Consider the following 18,694-nt stretch of genomic DNA (forward strand, 5'->3'; position numbering starts at 1 on the left):
CGTCACCGTGCCGGCGTACTTCAACGACGCCCAGCGTCAGGCGACCAAGGAGGCGGGCCAGATCGCCGGCCTCAACGTTTTGCGTATCGTCAACGAGCCCACCGCCGCGGCACTGGCCTACGGCCTGGACAAGGGCGAGAATGAACAGACCATCCTGGTCTTCGACCTCGGTGGCGGTACGTTCGACGTCTCGCTGCTCGAGATCGGCGAGGGTGTGGTCGAGGTCCGCGCCACCAGCGGTGACAACCACCTCGGTGGCGACGACTGGGATGACCGCGTCGTCGAGTGGCTGGTCGACAAGTTCAAGGGCACCAGCGGAATTGACCTGACCAAGGACAAGATGGCGATGCAGCGGCTGCGTGAGGCCGCCGAGAAGGCCAAGATCGAGCTTTCGAGTTCGCAGAGCACCTCGATCAACCTGCCCTACATCACCGTCGACGCGGACAAGAACCCGCTGTTCCTTGACGAGCAGCTGACCCGCGCCGAATTCCAGCGCATCACACAGGATCTGCTGGACCGCACCCGCAAGCCCTTCCAGTCCGTGATCAAGGACGCCAGTATCTCGGTCTCCGAGATCGACCACGTGGTTCTGGTGGGTGGTTCCACCCGCATGCCCGCGGTGTCGGAACTGGTCAAGGAGATGACCGGTGGCAAGGAGCCCAACAAGGGCGTCAACCCCGACGAAGTTGTGGCGGTCGGAGCGGCGCTTCAGGCAGGTGTGTTGAAGGGTGAGGTGAAAGACGTTCTACTGCTTGACGTCACGCCGCTGAGCCTGGGCATCGAGACCAAGGGTGGCGTGATGACCAAGCTCATCGAACGCAACACCACCATCCCCACCAAGCGGTCGGAGACCTTCACCACGGCCGACGACAATCAGCCGTCGGTGCAGATCCAGGTCTATCAGGGTGAGCGCGAAATCGCTTCGCACAACAAGCTGCTCGGCTCCTTCGAGCTGACCGGCATCCCGCCGGCTCCGCGCGGCGTCCCGCAGATCGAGGTCACGTTCGACATCGACGCCAACGGCATCGTGCACGTCACCGCCAAGGACAAGGGCACCGGCAAGGAGAACACGATCAAAATCCAGGAGGGCTCCGGCCTGTCCAAGGAGGAGATCGACCGGATGATCAAGGACGCCGAGGCACACGCCGAGGAGGACCGTCAGCGTCGCGAAGAGGCCGACGTCCGCAACCAGGCCGAATCGCTGGTCTACCAGACGGAGAAATTCGTCAATGATCAGCGCGAGGCGGAGGGCGGCTCGAAGGTCCCCGAGGACACGCTGTCCAAGGTCGACGCCGCGATCGCCGAGGCCAAGACGGCCCTGGGCGGCACCGACATCGCCGCGATCAAGGCCGCGATGGAGAAGCTGGGCCAGGAATCCCAGGCGCTCGGACAGGCGATCTACGAGGCCACCCAGGGCGCCGGCGACCAGGCCGGTGGCGGCGAGGCGGGCGGCGCGTCTGGCTCCGCTGACGACGTCGTGGACGCGGAGGTGGTCGACGATGACCGGGAGTCCAAGTGACGGAAAGCAACCCACAGGAACAGGTGACAGTCACCGACAAGCGGCGAATCGACCCTGAGACCGGTGAAGTACGGCAGGTCCCTCCCGGCGACGCGCCGGGAGGGGCGCCGGCCGGCGAACCGGCGGGCCAAGCCGAGGGCAAAGTCGCCGAGCTCACCGCGGATCTGCAACGGGTGCAGGCCGACTTCGCCAACTACCGCAAGCGGGCGCTGCGCGACCAGCAGGCCGCGGCGGACCGGGCCAAGGCCGCCGTCGTCAACCAATTGCTGGGCGTGCTGGACGATCTCGACCGGGCGCGCAAGCACGGCGACCTGGAGTCCGGACCGCTGAAGTCGGTTGCCGACAAGCTGGAAAGCGCGTTGACCGGCCTCGGCCTGTCGGCGTTCGGCGAGGAGGGCGAGGACTTCGACCCGGTGCTCCACGAAGCCGTCCAGCACGAAGGTGACGGCTCCCGACCGGTGATCGGCACTGTCCTGCGACAGGGCTACAAGCTGGGCGATCAGGTGCTGCGCCACGCTCTGGTCGGCGTCGTCGACACGGTCGAAGACGAGGGCGCCGCAGCCGCCGCCACCGGGCAGTCCGCCGCGGCGGCTGAGGAAACCGAGCCGGCCGAATCGGACGATAACGCCGGCACATCCGGTGACTAGACCACACAATCAGCACAACAAAAGAGAGAATGGTGAGGGGGTGACGCGACATGGCCCAGCGTGAATGGGTCGAAAAGGACTTCTATAAGGAGCTGGGCGTCTCCTCTGACGCCAGTCCCGAAGAGATCAAACGCGCCTATCGCAAGTTGGCGCGCGATCTGCACCCGGACGCCAACCCCGACAACCCCGCCGCCGGCGAACGATTCAAAGCGGTCTCCGAGGCGCACAACGTCTTGTCGGATCCGGCCAAGCGCAAAGAATACGACGAAACCCGAAGGCTGTTCGCCGGCGGTGCTTTCGGTGGGCGCCGGTTCGACAGCGGCGGGTTCGGGGGCTTCAACGTCGGCGGTGACGGCGCTGAGTTCAACCTCAACGATTTGTTCGATGCCGCCGGCCGAAGCGGCGGCACCAACATCGGTGATCTGTTCGGTGGCTTGTTCGGGCGCGGTTCGGGCGCCCGTCCCAGCCGGCCGCGCCGCGGCAACGATCTCGAGACCGAAACCCAGCTGGATTTCGTCGAGGCCGCCAAGGGCGTGGCGATGCCGCTGCGGCTGACCAGTCCTGCGCCGTGCACCAACTGCCACGGCAGTGGCGCGCGGCCCGGCACCAGCCCGAAGGTATGCCCCACCTGCAACGGCTCCGGCGTGATCAACCGCAACCAGGGTGCGTTCGGTTTCTCCGAACCGTGCACCGATTGCCGGGGCAGCGGCTCGATCATCGAGCACCCCTGCGACGAGTGCAAGGGCACCGGCGTCACCACCCGCACCCGCACCATCAATGTGCGGATCCCACCGGGTGTCGAAGACGGACAGCGCATCCGGCTGCCCGGCCAGGGCGAGGCGGGGTTGCGCGGTGCGCCGTCGGGTGACCTGTACGTGACGGTGCATGTGCGCCCGGACAAGGTGTTCGGACGCGATGACGACGACCTCACGGTGACCGTTCCGGTCAGCTTCACCGAGTTGGCCTTGGGCTCAACCATTTCGGTGCCCACGCTGGATGGCAAAGTCGGTGTCCGGGTGCCCAAGGGCACCGCCGACGGCCGCATCCTGCGGGTGCGCGGGCGTGGCGTGCCCAAACGCAGCGGGGGCAACGGGGACTTGCTGGTAACCGTAAAGGTCGCGGTGCCACCCAATTTGGAGGGTGCAGCCCAGGAGGCGCTGGAGTCCTACGCCGCTGCGGAGCGTTCCAGCGGCTTCGACCCCCGGGCCGGATGGGCAGGTAATCGCTGATGGCTAAGAACCGCAAAGAGGATGCCCGAACCTTCCTGATCTCGGTGGCCGCCGAGCTGGCCGGCATGCACGCCCAAACGCTGCGCACCTATGACCGCCTCGGCCTGGTCAGCCCGCGCCGGACTTCCGGTGGGGGACGGCGGTATTCGGAGCACGACCTCGACCTGCTGCGTGAGGTGCAACGGCTCTCGCAGGACGAGGGGGTCAACCTCGCCGGCATCAAACGGATCATCGAGCTGACCAATCAGGTAGAGGCGCTGCAGGCCCGCCTCAAGGAGTTGACCGAGGAGCTGTCGCAGACGCGGGCCAGCCAGCGCCGCGATTTGGCGGTGGTGCCCAAGAGCACCGCGCTGGTGGTGTGGCAGCCTCGCCGGGGACGCTGACGCGGGAGACGCTGCGCCGCAAGTGATTCGCTCGGTGGACCACATCGCACCAAAAGCGCTAGCACATCCGCTAGCGCTTTTTGTTTTCATCCCATGACCGCAAAGGTCATCAGCATTGTGCTCACACTCGAATGGAAAACTGCGTGACCGCTGGTTCGTTTGGTCGCGCGCAGCGGTAGCCGCCCCGGCGCAGCGCGTCGGTCGGTGCGGTCATGGGCTCGAAGCACACGATCGCCTTTGCGGCGTCCTCGGCCGGTGGCGCGAAGATCTGTGCCGCGGGATAGCCGTGCTCGAAATGCACCTCGATGCGACGTCCGCCGCCGGACACCGCGAACACCGAACCTTCGGCTACCTGGTCATAGGCGTCGTCGAAAGCCTTGTCGCGCAACGCCTCTTCCCGTGCCGGCTGTGGCTTCGAGTCGCCGGTCGGTAGCCCCTTGCCGTCGAGGCCAAGATGCCGCATCGGGGGCGTCTCGATGATCCAGTCGGCCCGTGGCGCATCGGGTAACTGCAGATAGGGATGGAACCCGAAGCACAGGGGCACCGCACGGTCGCCGGTCGCGGTGACCGTGGTCCGGACCGTCAGCGTCCGGTCGCTCAGCCGCGCCGTCAGCGTCAGCACATGCGGATACGGGAAGCTGGCCAGTAATCGCGGATCGGCACCGAAATCCAGTTCGGCGGTCAGCTCGTCGGCGGTCTCGGCCGTCACCCGCCACCCGGGGTAGGCGGCCAAGACGCCGTGGATGGGTAACCCGTTGGGGTCGGCGCGCACACCGTTTTCTCCCGGCGCCAGGGTCACGGTGAGGTCCTGTGCCGTATAGGTGTTCTCGCCCAATCGGTTTGCCCACGGATACAGAATCGGGATCCCCATCGTCTTGCCGTCCGAGATGTAGGCGTCCAGGCCGCGGCGCTGGCCCAGCAGCTCGACTCCGGCGTCGCGCAGCGACGTGCCGATCATCCCCGCCTCGGGGACGAACTGCGCAACCACCGGCGCCGAGGAATCGCGCAGGGTGATGACGTGCATGGCTACCTCCATAGCGGGTCATGCTGAATGTGTTCGGGCGGAGCCCCTTTGGCGGTCAGGGCGGCCTTGGTGGCGCTGACCATCGCCGGCCCCCCGCAGACCAGGATCTGCCGGTCCCCCCAGCCGCCGTACTTTGTCACGACCTCGGGCAGTCGCCCGATCTGGTGCACGTGCAGGCCGCGCGGTGGCGTGACGTCGGGATAGTCGGCGGCCCACGACGGGTTGCCGTTGTACTCCGAGACGGGCGATACGGACAGCCACGGATTGTGGGAGGCGATCTGCCACAGCGTCGGCAGATCGTAGAGTTCGCAGCGGTATCGGGCGCCGAAGAAGAGATGTATCCGCGGGTTCACCGCGAACCGGGCCAGGTCCATGATCAGCGCCCGCAGCGGCGCCAGGCCGGTGCTGCCGGCAACCATCAGCACGTCACCCCCGTCGCGGTCGACCCGCAGGCCGCCGTGCGGGCTGGATAGCCGCCACCGGTCGCCCCTGCCCGTTTCGTTGACGATCGCGGTGCTGACCAAGCCGCCGGGGACCAGGCGGACGTGAAACTCGATCCCGCCGCTCGGGTCGGCCGGAATCGCGGGACTCAAATATCGCCAGCGGTGCGGGCATTGGGGCACGTGGACGTTGACGTACTGGCCGGGGTGATAACGCATCGGCTGATCGAGCTGGAGGCGGACGACCGCCAGATCCCGCGACACCCGCATGTGCTCGATGACGGTGCCGTCCCACCAGGGGGGCCCCTCTTCGGCGTCCGCGGCGCCGCCCATCACCCCGGTGATCAGGTTCAGCGACTGCCTGGCCGTCTCGTCGAGGGCGTCGGTCCAGGCCGCACCCAGCGCGGCGCGCAGCGTCGTCAGCAACGCCCGCCGCAACGTCTCGTATTGCGGGGACAGCACGCCGTATTTGCGGTGATCGCGGCCGAGTTGGGCCAGGAATGCCACGGGTTCCTGTGTGCGCCGCGCGACCAGCTCGCCGTACACCCAGTGCAACGCGTGGCCGAAAGCTCGCCGCTGGGCGGCCATTTCGGGCGGGAACAGGTCGCGCACCGACCCGTCGAGGGCGAACCAATGGTTGTAGAAGCGGTGGACGATCCCACCGGAATCACCGACTTGGCCCGACTCCTCGGGTGCGAAGGCATCGCGCAGCACCCGCAGTGCGTCGACGTCGTCCATGCCCACGGGCCCCGATTCTAGGCTCGGCCGCCGATGACTCAGCCCTGTCGGACGATGTTGGCCGTCCCGACGTTGTCGATTTTGGGTGAACCCCAGTGATACAGGACGACGTTGCCGGTCCCCGACGCGCTCACCGCATCGGAGCTGTCGACCGCGACGCGGTTGCCGCTGCCGGAGACGCTGACGCTGGTGCAGTGCCCGGTGAGGGTAATGGCGTTGTTCTTCCCGCTCACCGACAGATAGCCGGCGTGACAGGGGATCGTCTTCGTCGTGCCGGTCCCGCTGACCTGCAGCGTGCCGGCTTCCGGGACCGTGGTCGACGGGCTGCCGCCGGCGGGATCGGTGTGCAACCCGACCATTACCAGGCCCGCGAGCGCCAGTCCGGCGGCCACCGCGGCGAGCCAGAAGGCCTGCGGAACGCGGCGCGAAGGTCTGGCGAAATCGGTGCCGGCGTGGTCGGGGTGCTGCGTCGTCTGCGTCATCGATACGGGGGTACCCCGAAGACCATATCGCCCAAAACTCAGTAGACTTGAGCGGAACAGACTCAACCTTGACGGCGTTGAACATGCGGACAAGCATTTTCTACTACGAACGGAGGTGTCGTGGACGCTTTCAACCCGACCACCAAGACCCAAGCGGCGCTGACCTCGGCGCTGCAGGCGGCCTCGGCCGCCGGTAACCCCGAGATCCGGCCCGCGCACCTGCTGATGGCGCTGCTGACGCAGGCGGACGGCATCGCCCCGCCGCTGCTGGAGGCCGTCGGTGTCGACCCGGCCACCATTCGCGCCGAGACCGAGCAGGTGCTGGAGCGGCTGCCGCAGGCCAGCGGCGCCAGCTCGCAACCGCAACTGTCGCGCGAGTCGCTGGCCGCCGTCACCACCGCGCAGCAACTGGCCACCGAGATGAACGACGAATACGTCTCGACCGAGCATCTGCTCGTCGGCCTGGCCACCGGCGACTCCGACGTCGCCAAGCTGCTGACCGGCCACGGCGCCTCGCCCCAGGCATTGCGCGACGGGTTCGTCAAAGTGCGCGGCAGTGGCCGGGTCACCAGCCCGGAACCGGAGGCGACCTACCAGGCGCTGGAGAAGTACTCGACCGACCTCACCGAGCGAGCCCGCGAAGGCAAACTCGACCCGGTTATCGGGCGGGACAACGAGATTCGCCGCGTCGTGCAGGTCCTGTCCCGTCGCACCAAGAACAACCCGGTGCTGATCGGTGAGCCCGGCGTCGGCAAGACCGCGATCGTGGAGGGCCTGGCCCAGCGCATCGTCGCCGGCGACGTGCCCGAGAGCCTGCGCGACAAGACCGTCATCAGCCTGGACCTGGGATCGATGGTGGCCGGCGCGAAGTATCGCGGTGAGTTCGAGGAACGCCTCAAGGCCGTTCTCGACGACATCAAGAACTCCGCGGGACAGATCATCACCTTCATCGACGAGCTGCACACCATCGTCGGCGCCGGCGCGACCGGCGAGGGCGCGATGGACGCCGGCAACATGATCAAGCCGATGCTGGCCCGCGGCGAGCTGCGGCTCGTCGGCGCCACCACGCTCGACGAGTACCGCAAGTACATCGAGAAGGACGCCGCGCTGGAGCGCCGGTTCCAGCAGGTGCTGGTGGGCGAGCCCTCGGTGGACGACACCGTCGGCATCCTGCGCGGACTGAAGGACCGCTACGAGGTGCACCACGGGGTGCGCATCACCGACTCGGCCCTCGTGGCCGCCGCGACGCTGTCCGACCGCTACATCACCGCGCGTTTCCTGCCGGACAAGGCCATCGACCTGGTCGACGAGGCCGCCAGCCGCCTGAAGATGGAAATCGACTCCCGGCCCGTCGAGATCGACGAGGTCGAGCGGCTGGTGCGACGGCTCGAGATCGAAGAGATGGCGCTGGCCAAAGAAGAGGACGAGGCGTCCAAGGAGCGGCTGGACAAGCTGCGCTCCGAGCTGGCCGACCAGAAGGAGAAGCTGTCCGAGCTGACCACCCGCTGGCAGAACGAGAAGAGCGCGATCGACGTCGTGCGCGAGCTCAAGGAACAGCTGGACACGTTGCGCGGGGAGTCCGAGCGCGCCGAACGCGACGGCGACCTGGCCAAGGCGGCCGAACTGCGATACGGGCGCATTCCCGAGGTCGAGAAGAAGCTCGACGCCGCGCTGCCGCAGGCGCAGGCCCGCGAAAACGTGATGCTCAAGGAGGAGGTCGGTCCCGACGACATCGCCGATGTGGTGTCGGCGTGGACGGGCATCCCGGCCGGCCGCATGCTCGAGGGCGAGACCGCCAAGCTGCTGCGCATGGAAGACGAACTGGGCCAGCGCGTCATCGGCCAGAAGAAGGCCGTGACGGCGGTCTCGGATGCCGTGCGGCGTTCCCGGGCCGGCGTCGCCGACCCCAACCGGCCCACCGGATCGTTCATGTTCCTCGGGCCGACCGGCGTGGGGAAGACCGAACTGGCCAAGGCGCTGGCCGAATTCCTGTTCGACGACGAACGCGCGATGGTCCGCATCGACATGAGCGAATACGGCGAGAAGCACTCGGTGGCCCGGCTGGTCGGCGCCCCGCCCGGATACATCGGCTACGACCAGGGCGGTCAGCTGACCGAGGCGGTGCGGCGGCGCCCGTACACGGTGATCCTGTTCGACGAGATCGAGAAGGCGCACCCGGACGTGTTCGACGTGCTGCTGCAGGTGCTCGACGAGGGCCGGCTGACCGACGGGCAGGGCCGCACCGTCGACTTCCGCAACACCATCCTGATCCTGACCTCCAACCTGGGATCGGGTGGCAGCGAGGAGCAGGTGATGGCCGCGGTGCGCTCGGCATTCAAGCCGGAGTTCATCAACCGGCTCGACGACGTGATCATCTTCCACGGCCTGGAGCCCGGTGAGCTGGTGCAGATCGTCGACATCCAGTTGGCCCAGCTGCAGAAGCGGCTGGCTCAGCGCCGCCTCACGCTGGAGGTGTCGCTGCCCGCCAAGCAGTGGCTGGCGCACCGCGGATTCGACCCGATCTACGGCGCGCGGCCGTTGCGTCGCCTGGTGCAGCAGGCCATCGGTGACCAGCTGGCCAAGCTGTTGTTGGCCGGCGACGTGCACGACGGTGACACCGTTCCGGTGAACGTCAGCCCCGACGGCGACTCGCTGATTTTGGGCTGACTCGCGCTCGAGCGTCGACTTGTTGTCGGCATTTCACCCGAAATCGCCCAACAAGTCGACGCTCGGCGGGGCAGGTGGGCGCAGCAAACCTTGATTGGGTTGTGACCTGGTCGCCTTCTGTGTTCCGGGCCAATAGCAGATACCCTGTTTTGGATGGTCCCCCTCTGGTTCACGCTCTCCGCGCTGTGCTTTGTCGGTGCGGGGGTGTTGCTGTACGTCGACATCGATCGGCGGCGCGGGCGCAGCAGGCGCCGCAGGTCGTGGGCGCGGTCGCACGGGTTCGACTACGAGCGTGAATCAGCGGACATCCTCAAGCGCTGGAAGCGTGGCGTGATGTCGACCGTCGGCGACGTCGCCGCCCAGAACGTGGTGCTGGGTCAGATCCGCGGCGAGGCCGTCTACATCTTCGACCTGGAAGAGGTCGCCACCGTCATCGCGCTGCACCGCAAGGTGGGTACCAACGTCGTGGTCGACCTGCGGCTCAAGGGGCTCAAAGAGCCACGGGAAAGCGACATTTGGCTGTTGGGTGCGATAGGGCCGCGGATGGTGTACTCCACCAATCTGGACGCCGCCCGGCGGGCCTGCGACCGCCGCATGGTCACGTTCGCGCACACCGCTCCGGACAGCGCGGAGATCATGTGGAACGAGCAGAACTGGACGCTGGTCGCCATGCCGATCACCAGCACCCGCACCGAGTGGGACGAGGGCCTGCGCACCGTCCGCCAGTTCAACGACCTGCTGCGGGTGCTGCCGCCGCTGCCCGAGGAGACACCCCAGGAGACCGGGGCGCCGTCGGGTCCGCGCACCGCCGCACCCAGCCGGCCGTTGGCGCCGGCGGGCCGCGCCGAGCTGCCGCCCCGCCGCGCGCAGCAGGACGTGGCGGGGCTGATCGGCCCCGACCTTCAGCCCGGTCGTCGCGCCGCCGATCCGGTGCGCCGCGACCAGCCTCGGTCCGATGGGCGCTCGGAAACCGTCCGCCGCCCACCTCCCTCCGGACGCAACGGCCAGCAGGCCAGCAACTATCAGCGCTGACGGCGGGCGGCGGCCGATGAAGCCGCCGTCATTAGGATGTCGCTCATGCCCCGCCCCGTAGCCCTGATCACCGGGCCTACGTCCGGAATCGGCGCCGGGTTCGCGCGACGCTACGCCAGCGACGGCTACGACCTGGTCTTGGTCGCCCGCGACGTCGATCGCTTGACCAGGCTGTCGGACGAACTGCAAGAACACTCCGGCAGCGTCGAGATCCTGTCCGCCGACCTGGCCGATGCCGCGGGCCGGCAACGGGTGTGCGACCGGCTCGCCGCCGGGGGAGTGCGCGTCCTGGTGAACAACGCCGGCTTTGGCACCTCCGGCGACTTCTGGTCCAGCGATCCCGCGCTGCTGCAGTCCCAGCTCGACGTCAACGTCACCGCGGTCATGCACCTCACCCGCGCGGCCCTGCCGGCCATGCTGGAAGCCGGCGCCGGCACCGTCATCAACATCGCCAGCATCGCCGGGCTGGTGCCCGGTCGCGGGTCGACATACTCGGCGTCCAAGGCGTGGGTGATCTCGTTCAGCGAGGGCCTGTCCGTCGGCCTGCAGGGCACCGGCGTTTCCGTGCACGCGGTGTGTCCGGGCTACGTGCGCACCGAATTCCACGACCGCGCCGGGATCGACATGGCCAAGTCGCCGTCGTTCATGTGGCTCGAGGTCGACGACGTGGTTGGCCAGAGCCTGGCCGATATCGCCCGCGGCAAGGTGATCAGCATTCCGGGCCTGCAATACAAGGCGATCATCGCCGCCGAGCGCCTGATGCCGCGGACCCTGATGCGGGCGGTCACCAAACGAATCGGGAGTGGTCGTGGCCGGACCTGACCTCGAAGAGTTGGCGGAGCTGGTGTCACGCCTGTCGGTGGTGCACGGGCGGGTCACGCTGTCCTCCGGCAAGGAGGCCGACTACTACGTCGACCTGCGCCGGGCCACGCTGCACCACCGCGCCTCAGCATTGATCGGCGCGCTGATGCGCGAACTGACCAGCGACTGGGACTACGACGTGGTCGGCGGCCTGACCCTCGGGGCCGACCCGGTGGCCACCGCCGTCATGCACGCATCGGGTCGCCCGATCGACGCCTTCGTTGTGCGTAAGTCGGCGAAAAACCATGGGATGCAACGCCTTATCGAAGGTTCCGAGGTTTCCGGCAAGCGGGTGCTGGTCGTCGAGGACACCAGCACCACCGGCAACTCGGCGCTCACCGCGGTGCACGCCGTCCAGGAGGCCGGCGGAGAAGTGGTGGGGGTGGCCACCGTGGTGGACCGCGCCACCGGCGCGGCGGAGGCCATCGAGGCCGAGGGGCTGCCCTACCGAAGTGTGCTCGGCCTCGCCGATCTGGGGCTGAGCTAGTTGGCGGCGGGTTTTCGTAGGCACCACTTGTCACATGTGCCGCGGGGGTCGCTGGCGCGGGCAATGTTCGTTGTGCCCGCCTCACAGCGACAAGAACGTGGTAGCGCGAGGGCGCGCGAGCTGTCGCTGGAAGGCGGGCAATTCGTGCATTCCTTCCGGCAGGGACTGCGGTTCCACGTGGGGCCGACGTGGCAGCGGCGCCTCGGCTTGACCTCGAGCCGCTGAATTATGCGTACCGTCCTTGCGATAGTCGCGTGCGTAGTGGCCTGTCTGGCCGGCTGTTCGTCTTCCAGCCAACCCGTGCGCCCCTACGGTGCCCAGGGTGCGCGGCTCGGCGAATCGCTGGCCCTGCTCGGCTGGAACATGTCGGTGTCGAATCTGCGCTGGGACGGCGATTACGTGCTTGTCGACGTCGACGCCAGCCCGACCTCGGCCAAGGATCCGCACGCCAAACCCGAAGACATCCGCTTTGGGCTCTATGGCGCGCTGGCCCACCCCATGGAGGTCGCCGGGCTGGGCAGCTGTGACACTGCGAAGACCAGCGTGCGTGACATCCGCGCGCCGCTCTCGGCGCCGCGTGACCGGCTCACGGGCACGGTTTGCCTTGGGCCGCTGAAGGATCGAAGTCAGGTGCGTGGTATCTACGGCTACTCGCCTCGCGACCGGATCCCGGACAGCTCGTCGGCCTACCCGGTCGCCTTCCCGGTCGGACTGCTGCCGACCAACGCCAACGACAGCGGCGGCCTGGCGGTAAAGACCGCCAGCCTGTCGGCGTGGCGGGCCGACGGCAACCCGGTGACCAAAGCGCAGTTGGGTGATCCGGGAGCGTTCACCGGCAACGGCTACATGCTGCTGGGGCTGGAGGCCACGGCCGTCGCGGCCCGCTATCGTGACGAGTCCGCCAAGCGCGGCGGCCCGATGATGCTGCTGACATCGCCGACCCTGCCCGCCCCGGGACTCAACCCGGCCTGCGCGACGTACGGGTACTCGGTGCTGATCCTGCCCGACGCCTCATTGGACGCGGTGCACGTCAACGCGTCGCTGTGCACCCAGGGCGAGATCAACGACGCGTTGCTCTACGCGACGCTGGCCATCGACGGCACGCACGCCGGCGTGTGGACGCCGCGATGAGCGGACCCGGCCCCACCGAATGGGCGACGACACCGCCGGCCGGCGTCGGGCCGTGGCCGGGCGAGCCGCCCGACGACCCGCGGTATGACCCAGTCCTGTTGCGCGAAGGCGACACCCGCAACGTCGTCGACGCCTACCGGTACTGGACCCGGGAAGCGATCATCGCCGACATCGACCGGCGCCGGCATCCCCTGCACGTGGCGATCGAGAACTTCGGTCACGACGCCAACATCGGTTCGGTGGTGCGCACGGCCAACGCCTTCGCGGTGCACACCGTGCATATCGTGGGGCGGCGCCGCTGGAATCGCCGCGGCGCCATGGTGACCGACCGCTATCAGCGGTTGTGCCACCACGACAGCACCGCCGAAATGCTGGGCTTCGCGGCGGACGCCGGCCTGACCGTGGTCGCAGTGGACAACGTCCCGGGCGCGGCGCGCCTGGAGGAGGCCGCGCTGCCGCGCGAGTGCCTACTGGTGTTCGGCCAGGAGGGGCCGGGCATCACCGACGACACCCGCACGGGCGCGGGGCTGACGGTGTCGATCGCGCAGTTCGGCTCGACGCGCAGCATCAACGCCGGCGTCGCCGCCGGCATCGCCATGCACGCCTGGGTCAAGCAGCACGCCGATCTGTCCCGCGCCTGGTGATCGACGTCCTGGACCGACACTCAACCGCGTGGGGCAGGATCGACAGGTATGGATCAGCTCTGGGTCAACCGCGCGGCCAGCTGCGAAGCCGCTGTCACGCAACGACACTTGAAGCGGCTGTGGGGACTGCCCGCCACTCAGCTGGGGGTGGTGGCCTGGCCGCCAACGCGGCGTGACCGCTGGTTCGGCACCTGGCACTACTGGTGGCAGGCCCATCTGCTGGATTGCCTGGTCGACGCCGAGGCGCGCGATCCGCAGCCGCACCGGCACACCGAGATCAACCGGCAGGTCCGCTCGCACCGGCTGCGCAACAACTTCTCGTGGATCAACAGCTACTACGACGACATGGCCTGGCTGGCGCTGGCGCTGGAACGTGCCGCCCGAATCGCCGGCGTCGAGCGCCGCCGCGCACTGCCCAAGCTCGCCAACCAATTCGTCAGGGCATGGGTGCCCGAGGATGGCGGCGGTATCCCGTGGCGTAAGCAGGACCAGTTCTTCAACGCCCCGGCCAACGGCCCCGCGGGAATCTTCCTCGCGCGCTACGGAGATCATCTGAAACGTGCCGAGCAGATGGGCAATTGGATCGACCAGACGCTGATCGACCCGGAGACGCACCTGGTGTTCGACGGCATCAAAGCCGGCTCGCTGGTGCGCGCGCAGTACACCTACTGCCAGGGCGTGGTCCTCGGGCTGGAGACCGAGCTGGCCGCCCGCACCGCCGTCGAGGTCAGGCAGCGCCACGCCGCCAGGGTGCACCGGCTGGTTGCGGCCGTGGCCGAACACATGGCGCCGGCGGGCGTGCTGGCCGGCGCCGGTGGCGGGGACGGCGGCCTGTTCGCCGGGGTGACCGCCCGATACCTGGCGGTGGTGGCCACCACGCTGCCGGGGGAGGCGGCCGACGACGTGCTGGCGCGAGACACCGCGCGACAGATCGTGCTGGCCAGCGCGAAGTCGGCCTGGGACAACAGGCAAGCGGTGGCCGGACTGCCGGTGTTCGGCCCGTTCTGGGACCGCGACGCCCAGTTGCCGACGGCGGGTGGTAAAGAGGCGGAGTTCGTCGAGGGCGCCGTGATGGCGTCCGAGGTCGCCGAACGAGACCTGTCGGTGCAGCTGTCGGGGTGGATGCTCATGGAGGCCGCCTGTAACGTCTCCGCCGAGTCGTCGCACGAGGACAGGAGCACCCTGTGAGCAATAAGGTCCACCCTGACGCGGATTCGGCCCTGCACGGCCTGCTGAAGGACGGCATCACCATCGCCGCGGGCGGCTTCGGTCTTTGTGGTATCCCCGAGAAGCTGATCCAGGCTCTGGTCGACAGCGGCATCAAGGACCTCACCATCGTCGGAAACAACGCCGGCGTAGACGATTTCGGCATGGGGCTGCTGCTCAAGGGCCGGCAGGTGAAGAAGGTGATCGCCTCCTACGTCGGCGAGAACAAGGAGTTCGAACGCCAGGTGCTGGCCGGCGAGCTGGATTTGGTGCTGACGCCGCAGGGCACGCTCGCGGAGAAGCTGCGCGCGGGCGGCGCGGGCATTCCCGGCTTCTACACCCGCACGGCCTTCGGCACCAACCTCGCCGAAGGCAAGGACACCAGGGTTTTCGACGGCACCGAATACGTTCTGGAAGAAGGCATTCGGGCCGACGTGGCGATCGTCAAGGCGTGGAAGGGAGACACCGCCGGCAACCTCGTCTATCGCAAGACGGCGCGCAACTTCAACCCGATGATCGCCACCTGCGGCGCGATCACCGTGGCCGAAGTGGAAGAGCTGGTCGAGGTCGGCGAGCTGGACCCCGATCTGATCCATACCCCCGGTATCTACGTCGACCGCATCATCGTGGGCACCGGCTACGAGAAACGCATCGAGTTCCGCACCACGAGCGGCGGCGCGGCGCTGAAGAACGACAGCCCCATCCGTGAGCGGATGGCCCAGCGCGCCGCCCAGGAATTGCGCGACGGCTTTTATGTGAACCTGGGCATCGGCATTCCGACGTTGGTGGCCAACTTCATCCCCGATGGCATCAAGGTCACGCTGCAATCGGAGAACGGCTTGCTCGGCATCGGGGCCTACCCGAGCGAGGACACCGTCGACCCCGATCTCATCAACGCGGGCAAGCAGACCATCACCAGCCTGCCCGGGTCCAGCTTCTTCAGCAGTGCCGATTCCTTCGCGATGATCCGCGGCGGCCACATCGACCTGTCCATCCTGGGCGCCCTGGAGGTCGCGGAGAACGGTGATCTGGCCAACTGGATGGTGCCAGGCAAGATGGTGAAAGGACCGGGCGGCGCAATGGATTTGGTGTCCGGGGTCAAGCGCGTGATCGTGCTGATGGACCACACCGCGAAAGACGGCAGCCCGAAGATTCTGAGCCAGTGCACGCTGCCGCTCACCGGTAAGAACGTCGTCGACATGATCATCACCAACCTGTGCGTTTTCGACGTCGAGCCCGGACAGGGGCTGGTGCTCACCGAATTGCAGCCCGGCGTCACGGTCGAGGAAGTTCGCGCCAGTACGGGCTGCGACTTCAACGTCGCGGTCTGACCCCTCGATTGCCGCGGCCGGCTACTCGGCTGCCGGCAGCCGTTCGGCTTCCCGGTCGTCGGTGCTCTGCGTGCGCCGTCGTCCCCGATAGCTTCGCCAGGCGGCGATGAACGCCGGCATCAGGGAGACGAGGAGGATGGCCAACAGGATTTTCTGCAGGTTGTGGTGCACGAACGGCACGTTGCCCATGAAGTAGCCCGCCAGCGTGACACCGCCGCCCCAGAGGATGCCGCCGACGATGTCGAAGCCCAGAAACACCGGGTAGCGCATGTAGGAGACCCCGGCGACCGGTGGGACGAACGTCCGCACGAACGGCGCGAACCGGGCCAAGATGATCGCCCAGGGCCCATATTTCTCGAAGAACGCGTGTGACTCGGTCACGTAGTGCTTCTTAAAGAACCGGGAGTCTTCCTTATTGAACAGCGCCGGGCCGATTCGCCGGCCGATGAAATACCCCGTCTGATCGCCCAGTATCGCCACGGTGGCGACGGCCGGGGCCAGCACCCAGATGCTGGCCGGTGGGTTCGGGTGCGCGGCCAGCAGGCCGCCGGTGAACAGCAGCGATTCGCCGGGCAGCAGCGGAAACAGCAGCCCGGTCTCGATGAAGACAATGATCAGGATGCCGGGCAGCACCGCGGACCCGAAGACGCCGTTGGCGCCCAACCAATACATCGGGTCGAAGATGTGGGGCAGGGCCGTCACGGCGGTGCTCATGATCCCTCAACATACCGGCGAAACGACGACGGCCCGCACGACGCCCGGTCTAACCCGCGGCCCCGGGCCGGCGTCCGGTTTGCCGGGTAGCTGCCAACCACGCATCCGTGGTTGGGTAGGACCAGCCGTCAGGAGGTGTCCATGCCCATCGCCACGCCCGAGGTCTATGCCGAGATGCTGCGACGCGCCAAGGAACACTCGTATGCCTTCCCGGCGATCAACTGCACGTCGTCGGAGACCGTCAACGCGGCCATCAAAGGCTTCGCCGATGCGGGCAGCGACGGGATCATCCAGTTCTCCACCGGGGGTGCGGAATTCGCGTCGGGGCTGGGCGTCAAGGACATGGTGGCCGGTGCGGTGGCGCTGGCCGAGTTCACCCGCTCCATTGCGGACAGATACTCGATCAACGTTGCGCTACACACCGACCATTGCCCCAAGGACAAGCTGGACACCTATGTCCGCCCGCTGCTGGCGATTTCGGCCGAACGGGTGGCCGCGGGCCAAGATCCGATGTTCGGGTCGCACATGTGGGACGGTTCGGCAGTGCCGATCGACGAGAACCTGCTGATCGCGCGGGAACTGCTCAAGGACGCGGCGGCCGCCAAGATCATCCTCGAGATCGAGATCGGCGTGGTGGGTGGCGAGGAAGACGGTGTCGCCCACGAGATCAACGACAAGCTCTACACCTCGCCGGACGACTTCGAGAAAACCATCGATGCGCTGGGCCACGGCGAGCACGGCAAGTACCTGCTCGCCGCCACGTTCGGCAACGTGCACGGCGTCTACAAGCCCGGCAACGTCAAGCTCCGTCCCGACATCCTGGCCCAGGGGCAAAAGGTGGCGGCGGCCAAGCTGGGGCTGCCCGAGGACGCCAATCCGTTCGACTTCGTCTTCCACGGCGGTTCCGGTTCGCTGACGTCGGAGATCGAGGAGTCGCTGCGCTACGGCGTGGTGAAGATGAACGTCGACACCGACACCCAGTACGCGTTCACCCGCCCCATCGCCGGCCACATGTTCGGCAACTACGACGGCGTGCTCAAGGTCGACGGCGAGGTCGGCGTCAAGAAGGTCTACGACCCGCGCAGCTATCTCAAGAAAGCCGAGGCGTCGATGTCCGAGCGAGTAGTCCAGGCCTGCGCTGACCTGCACTGCGCCGGAAAGTCGGTCTCCAGCTAGCCGCTGGCGGACTGGCAGACCTTCCACTGGTCGTCGCGATACTGCAGATCCAGGCTGCGGGTTGAGCGCAGCTGCGGGTCGTAGGCCATGAACGTGGTGACATTCGCCTCGGCGTGCTGGCCGTTGACCACCACCTGATCGATGCTGGCGATCACCGGATATTGCTTGGCCGCCGACACCCGACGGTAGGTCTCGTCCCAGGCGTGTTCGTCGTAGTCGGTGTAGCCGTCGCGGGTGGTGCCGCACGTGATGGTGCGCAGGGTGGTCAGATCGCCCCGCTGGATCGCGACGTCGAAGTTCTGAATGGTTTGCCGAACCTGGTCTTCCCGCGAGGCATTCGAGTGTTTGCCCCGGGTGAGCAGCACCGTGCCCAGGATCGCGATCGCCGCCAACGCCAAGACGATCACGACCAGCGCCAGTATCCAGCCCCAGTTGAATTGCCTCGACGTACGCAGCTTCCCGCCGAGCCGGGGTGGGATCGATTGCGGGACAGCGGCTTTGGGTGGGGCCCCGAACTGAGCGGTGCCGTCTTGTCCGGGCGGCGCCCCGAAGGCCTCGGTGGCGGGCTCGGGCGTGGTGGCGATGATCGCGGTTTCTTTGGCGTCGAAGCCCGGCGCGGTGAAGCGACGTTCGGGCTGCGGCCCGTCCGGTATTTCCTCGGGGCCGCTCTGCGGGCCGGGTCTGTTGATCACCTCGGTTTCGGTCTCGGAGTCGCTGGGGACCAGGGGGACGCCCTCGGTGGCATCGTCTCCGGTTTCGAAGCCGGACTCGGCCCCCCACTCGTCGCTCGGTTCGCTGCGAGACTCGCGTGGGTCGAACCCGCGCCGTTTCGGCGTGCCGCCGCGCTCGGGTTCGGATCGTTTGGGCATGTGTACTACTGTCCTCCCGCTTCGTGGGGTAGTTGCAGAGCTTAGCGACTGAGTACCCGGCTTCCGGCGTTGGCCGAGGTGCGTCACGCGGGCAAAAGGGGCGAGCTGCAGAAT

General features: G+C 67.5%; 18 protein-coding genes. 13 read left to right on the forward strand and 5 right to left on the reverse strand.

The window, feature by feature from the left end; all coding sequences use genetic code 11:
- The 4 genes from dnaK to VFW69_RS16380 form a co-directional block, all read left to right on the forward strand.
- Nucleotides 1-1,519: molecular chaperone DnaK (gene dnaK / locus VFW69_RS16365; RefSeq protein WP_526502551.1), on the forward strand; the 1,519-nt coding region annotated here is incomplete at its 5' end.
- Nucleotides 1,516-2,166: a nucleotide exchange factor GrpE gene (gene grpE, locus VFW69_RS16370; RefSeq protein ID WP_526502552.1), complete on the forward strand. Its 651-nt coding sequence runs from the start codon at nucleotides 1,516-1,518 to the stop codon at nucleotides 2,164-2,166. The genes dnaK and grpE, both read left to right, overlap by 4 nt.
- A 50-nt stretch (nucleotides 2,167-2,216) precedes the next feature.
- Nucleotides 2,217-3,395, forward strand: a complete 1,179-nt coding sequence (gene dnaJ, locus VFW69_RS16375) for a molecular chaperone DnaJ (RefSeq protein WP_526502553.1) — start codon at nucleotides 2,217-2,219, stop codon at nucleotides 3,393-3,395.
- Entirely contained in the window at nucleotides 3,395-3,778 is a 384-nt protein-coding gene (locus VFW69_RS16380; protein ID WP_526502554.1) for a heat shock protein transcriptional repressor HspR, read from the forward strand. The genes dnaJ and VFW69_RS16380 overlap by 1 nt, the downstream gene beginning before the upstream one ends.
- A 121-nt stretch (nucleotides 3,779-3,899) precedes the next feature.
- Here VFW69_RS16380 and VFW69_RS16385 read toward each other — a convergent pair whose 3' ends face one another.
- From VFW69_RS16385 to VFW69_RS16395, 3 genes are read right to left on the reverse strand one after another with little or no spacing between them, the layout of a single operon-like run.
- Complete coding sequence (locus tag VFW69_RS16385; protein ID WP_526502577.1) at nucleotides 3,900-4,802, reverse strand: aldose 1-epimerase; 903 nt, start codon at nucleotides 4,800-4,802, stop codon at nucleotides 3,900-3,902.
- A 2-nt stretch (nucleotides 4,803-4,804) separates the two neighbouring features.
- Nucleotides 4,805-5,986 carry an FAD-binding oxidoreductase gene (locus VFW69_RS16390; RefSeq protein ID WP_526502555.1) on the reverse strand — a complete coding sequence of 394 codons (1,182 nt, stop codon included), beginning with the start codon at nucleotides 5,984-5,986 and terminating at the stop codon, nucleotides 4,805-4,807.
- A gap of 32 nt (nucleotides 5,987-6,018) precedes the next feature.
- On the reverse strand, nucleotides 6,019-6,462 hold the full coding sequence (locus VFW69_RS16395) for a DUF3060 domain-containing protein (RefSeq protein WP_526502556.1): 444 nt from the start codon (nucleotides 6,460-6,462) through the stop codon (nucleotides 6,019-6,021).
- A 120-nt stretch (nucleotides 6,463-6,582) separates the two neighbouring features.
- On the opposite strand from VFW69_RS16395, the gene clpB reads away from it, so the two are divergent.
- The 8 genes from clpB to VFW69_RS16435 all read left to right on the forward strand — a co-directional run bounded on the left by clpB (nucleotide 6,583) and on the right by VFW69_RS16435 (nucleotide 15,821).
- On the forward strand, nucleotides 6,583-9,129 hold the full coding sequence (gene clpB / locus VFW69_RS16400; RefSeq protein ID WP_526502557.1) for an ATP-dependent chaperone ClpB: 2,547 nt from the start codon (nucleotides 6,583-6,585) through the stop codon (nucleotides 9,127-9,129).
- A 153-nt stretch (nucleotides 9,130-9,282) separates the two neighbouring features.
- Complete coding sequence (gene ttfA / locus VFW69_RS16405) at nucleotides 9,283-10,161, forward strand: trehalose monomycolate transport factor TtfA (protein ID WP_526502558.1); 879 nt, start codon at nucleotides 9,283-9,285, stop codon at nucleotides 10,159-10,161.
- Between the two features lie 45 nt (nucleotides 10,162-10,206).
- Nucleotides 10,207-10,983, forward strand: a complete 777-nt coding sequence (locus VFW69_RS16410) for an SDR family NAD(P)-dependent oxidoreductase (RefSeq protein WP_526502559.1) — start codon at nucleotides 10,207-10,209, stop codon at nucleotides 10,981-10,983.
- Nucleotides 10,970-11,509, forward strand: a complete 540-nt coding sequence (pyrE, locus tag VFW69_RS16415) for an orotate phosphoribosyltransferase (protein ID WP_526502560.1) — start codon at nucleotides 10,970-10,972, stop codon at nucleotides 11,507-11,509. Before VFW69_RS16410 ends, pyrE begins: the two co-directional genes overlap by 14 nt.
- A gap of 228 nt (nucleotides 11,510-11,737) precedes the next feature.
- A complete protein-coding gene (locus VFW69_RS16420; protein WP_526502561.1) occupies nucleotides 11,738-12,640 on the forward strand; it encodes a hypothetical protein in 903 nt (300 codons plus the stop codon).
- Complete coding sequence (locus VFW69_RS16425) at nucleotides 12,637-13,284, forward strand: TrmH family RNA methyltransferase (RefSeq protein WP_526502562.1); 648 nt, start codon at nucleotides 12,637-12,639, stop codon at nucleotides 13,282-13,284. The genes VFW69_RS16420 and VFW69_RS16425 overlap by 4 nt, the downstream gene beginning before the upstream one ends.
- A 48-nt stretch (nucleotides 13,285-13,332) precedes the next feature.
- Nucleotides 13,333-14,472: a glycoside hydrolase family 76 protein gene (locus VFW69_RS16430; protein ID WP_526502563.1), complete on the forward strand. Its 1,140-nt coding sequence runs from the start codon at nucleotides 13,333-13,335 to the stop codon at nucleotides 14,470-14,472.
- Complete coding sequence (locus VFW69_RS16435; RefSeq protein WP_526502564.1) at nucleotides 14,469-15,821, forward strand: 3-oxoacid CoA-transferase; 1,353 nt, start codon at nucleotides 14,469-14,471, stop codon at nucleotides 15,819-15,821. The genes VFW69_RS16430 and VFW69_RS16435 overlap by 4 nt, the downstream gene beginning before the upstream one ends.
- Before the next feature lie 21 nt (nucleotides 15,822-15,842).
- Here VFW69_RS16435 and VFW69_RS16440 read toward each other — a convergent pair whose 3' ends face one another.
- Nucleotides 15,843-16,535, reverse strand: a complete 693-nt coding sequence (locus VFW69_RS16440) for a VTT domain-containing protein (RefSeq protein WP_526502565.1) — start codon at nucleotides 16,533-16,535, stop codon at nucleotides 15,843-15,845.
- Nucleotides 16,536-16,676: 141 nt separating this feature from the next.
- Here VFW69_RS16440 and fbaA point away from each other — a divergent pair, with 141 nt between their 5' ends.
- Nucleotides 16,677-17,711 carry a class II fructose-bisphosphate aldolase gene (gene fbaA, locus VFW69_RS16445; RefSeq protein WP_526502566.1) on the forward strand — a complete coding sequence of 345 codons (1,035 nt, stop codon included), beginning with the start codon at nucleotides 16,677-16,679 and terminating at the stop codon, nucleotides 17,709-17,711.
- Here fbaA and VFW69_RS16450 read toward each other — a convergent pair.
- Nucleotides 17,708-18,580 (reverse strand): Rv0361 family membrane protein, encoded by an 873-nt coding sequence (locus VFW69_RS16450; RefSeq protein WP_526502567.1) that lies wholly within the window; start codon nucleotides 18,578-18,580, stop codon nucleotides 17,708-17,710. The two genes, fbaA and VFW69_RS16450, sit on opposite strands and share 4 nt — an antisense overlap.
- Nucleotides 18,581-18,694 lie beyond the last annotated feature (114 nt).

This window comes from Mycobacterium sp. (genome assembly GCF_036273375.1).
Lineage (GTDB): Bacteria > Actinomycetota > Actinomycetes > Mycobacteriales > Mycobacteriaceae > Mycobacterium.